Consider the following 3,114-nt stretch of genomic DNA (forward strand, 5'->3'; position numbering starts at 1 on the left):
ACCTCGGCGCGGGCGAGGACGTCGGCGAGGTGCTGCTGTGCCTCGTGGGCGCTGTCGCCGCTGACGACGGCGTACCCGGCGCGGATGTTGTTCGGGGTGGTGCTGGAGGGCGACCGCCCCGACGCCTGGTGGCTGCCCGGCGCGGCACCCCGGCTCGTCATCACCACGGCCGCGCTGCGCCGCCTGAAAGGGCGTCAACTGGACGCGCTGCTCGCGCACGAGCAGGGACACGCGCAGGCCCGCCACGACTGGCTGCTGCACTGTTCGGCCGCCCTGGCGGGTGGATTCCCGCAGGTCCCGGTCTTCGCCGCGTTCCGCGACGAGATGCACCGGCTGGTCGAGCTGGCCGCCGACGACATGGCGTCCCGGCGCTTCGGCCGGCTGACGACGGCCCTCGCCCTGGTCGAACTGAACGAGGAGCGGGGCGTGTTCGGCCCCTGTCCGACTCCGCAGGCGCATGTGCCGCACCGCGTCCAGCGGCTGCTGACGGCACCGGACCGGCTGCCGGCCCTGCGCAGACTGCGCCTGACGGCGGCCGCCGCGCTGGTGCCCGTGATCCCGGTGCTGGTGGCACTGGTGCCCGGGCTGCGGGCGCTGGGCTGATACCGACCGGCTGACGGCTCCCCCCGACGGCGCCGTGACCGCGGCACATCTGTCCCACAGGACTCGGCCACGGCCCCTCACCTCCACGAGCACCCCGGCCGCTCCCGCACCACCGGGACTTGGCCACACCCCCTCGCCTCCACGAGGATCACGGCATGCACCATCGCCCCTCCGCTCCCCCGTCCTGCGCCGCCCCCGAGCCACCCGCGACGCCGCGCAGGGCCGCCCGCGTGGCCGGCGCTCTCGGCGCCTGCTTCCTGCTGGTGCTGGCCCTCGTCGCCCTGCGCTGGCATCCCCTGATCACCGTGGACGGTGACATCTCCGGCACCACCCACCGCTGGGCGGTGCGCGACCACGAGCTGACCCGTGCCTTCCGGGTGCTGACGGACTGGGTGTGGGACCCGACCACCATGCGTCTGGTCTGCGCGGCGGTGGCCGTGTGGCTCGTCTGGCGGCGCGCGGCCTGGTGGACGGCGCTGTGGCTGGCGGCCACCTGCGCGGTCGCCACGATCGTGCAGCAGACCGTGAAGGCCGCCGTCGACCGGCCCCGCCCGGTCTGGCCGAACCCGGTCGACTCCGCGCACTACGCGGCCTTCCCGTCCGGTCACGCGATGACCGCCACCGTCGTCTGCGGCCTGCTGCTGTGGCTGTTGCACCGGCACGGCCCACGCCCCGCCGTGTGGCGTACGGCGGTGACGGCCGCGCTCGTCTCCGTGGTGGGCGTGGGCGTCACCCGGGTGTGGCTGGGCGTCCACTGGCCCTCGGACGTGCTGGGCGGGTGGCTGGCCGGTGCGGCGCTGGTCGCGTTGGCGGTGACGGTCCACGAGTGGCCGCGCGACGGCCGGGCACGGCCGTCGGCCGACCGGTAGAGTCCGGCGCATGACCGCCGTGCTGTTCGACTTCTCCGGAACGCTGTTCCGCGTCGAGTCCGCCGAGTCCTGGCTGCGTGCGGTGCTGGCCGGGACCGCCCACACCCTCTCCGCGCAGGAACTGACCCGTACGGCACGCGCCTTGGAGGCGGCCGGCGCGCTGCCGGGCGGCCCGGCACCGGTGGAGCTGCCCGAGGACCTCGCGGAGCTGTGGGCGGTGCGGGACGAGAGCGCGGAACTGCACCGGGCCGCCTTCACGGGCCTGTCCCGCCGGGTGCGGCTGCCGGATCCCGGGCTGCACGACGCCCTGTACGAACGGCACATGTCCCCCGAGGCCTGGACGCCGTACCCGGACGCCGAGCAGGTGCTGCGCACCCTGCGCGAGCGCGGGATCGGTGTCGGCGTGGTCAGCAACATCGGCTGGGACCTGCGCCCGGTCTTCCGGGAGCACGGGCTCGACGCGTATGTGGACGCGTACGTGCTGTCGTACGAACACGGGGTGCAGAAGCCGGATCCGCGGCTGTTCGCGATCGCCTGCGAGGCGCTCGGCGCCGATCCGCGGCGGGTGCTGATGGTCGGCGACAGCCGGGCGGCGGACGGCGGCGCCGGCGCGCTCGGCTGCCGGGTGCACTTCGTGGACCACCTGCCGGCGGCCCAGCGTCCGGACGCGCTGCTGCCGGTACTGGATCTCGTCGGCTGAGCGCCGACGGACACCGCACCGTCCGTCTGAGACGATCCCCCGCGTCGCCCCAGACGGACGGCTGTTCCGGGCGGGCCCCGGGCATGGGGGCGCCGCCGCTGCGTTGAGTATAGTTGGCTGGCAGCCAGTCAACGCAGGAGTTACAGAATGTCCCCGCGCAGCGCCTCGGTCAATGAAGAATTGCGGCGGCGTTCCCGGGAACGGCTGCTGCAGGCGGCCGTGGAACTGGTCGGTGAGCACGGGTTCGAGGCCACGACGCTGGGCGACATCGCGGACCGGGCCGGTTCGGCGCGCGGCCTGGTGTCGTACTACTTCCCCGGCAAACGCCAGCTGGTGCAGTCCGCCGTGCACCGGCTGATGCACCGCACGCTGGAGGAGGCGCTGGAGCGGGAGCCGCGCACCGAGGACGGCCGGGAGCGGCTGGCCCGGGCCATCGACGCGATCCTGGGCCTCGCCCGGGACCGGCCCGTGCTGATGCGCCAGCACATGGCGGGGCTGCTCCAGGCCGAGGGCTTCGTGCAGTGCCCGGAACAGCGCCGGCTGGCGGAGCTGCTCGGCGACACGGTCGCCCGGTACGGCGCGCAGAACGTCTCGGCCGACTACCCCATGCTGCGGGCGCTGTTGATGGGCGCGGTGTACGCGGCGCTGGTGCCGGGGGTGCCGATGCCCGTTCCGGTGCTGCGGGCGGAGCTGTTCCAGCGGTACGGGCTGGACTGGGAGATGGGTGTGCCCCCGGAGAGCCTCGGGGAGACGGGAGGGGCGCAGGAGGACCTGTCCCGGTTCTTCGCCACGGAGGAGCGGCCGGGCACCCCCTGACGGGTCCGGCAGCGCGGTCAGCGCCGGGCGTGCCGGGGTGCCAGCAGGCCCGCGTCCGGGTCGCCGAGGACCTCGCCGACCGCGAGGCCTGCTTCTCGGTCCGCAAGGAGGTCTTCGTGGCCGAGC

The 3,114-nt window shown here is 74.6% G+C and carries 4 protein-coding genes; all 4 read left to right on the forward strand.

Features of this window, described 5'->3' with window-relative positions:
• Positions 1–603 (forward strand): M56 family metallopeptidase (locus tag ABZV94_RS40900; protein ID WP_356350096.1); only part of this gene is annotated, 603 nt, incomplete at its 5' end.
• A gap of 230 nt (positions 604–833) precedes the next feature.
• On the forward strand, positions 834–1,472 hold the full coding sequence (locus tag ABZV94_RS40905; protein WP_356350104.1) for a phosphatase PAP2 family protein: 639 nt from the start codon (positions 834–836) through the stop codon (positions 1,470–1,472).
• A 10-nt stretch (positions 1,473–1,482) separates the two neighbouring features.
• Positions 1,483–2,172: an HAD-IA family hydrolase gene (locus tag ABZV94_RS40910; RefSeq protein WP_356350099.1), complete on the forward strand. Its 690-nt coding sequence runs from the start codon at positions 1,483–1,485 to the stop codon at positions 2,170–2,172.
• Positions 2,173–2,319: 147 nt separating this feature from the next.
• On the forward strand, positions 2,320–2,988 hold the full coding sequence (locus ABZV94_RS40915) for a helix-turn-helix domain-containing protein (RefSeq protein WP_356350101.1): 669 nt from the start codon (positions 2,320–2,322) through the stop codon (positions 2,986–2,988).
• The last annotated feature ends 126 nt before the right edge of the window (positions 2,989–3,114 follow it).

It is taken from the genome of Streptomyces sp. NPDC004658, assembly GCF_040609555.1.
Taxonomy (GTDB): domain Bacteria; phylum Actinomycetota; class Actinomycetes; order Streptomycetales; family Streptomycetaceae; genus Streptomyces.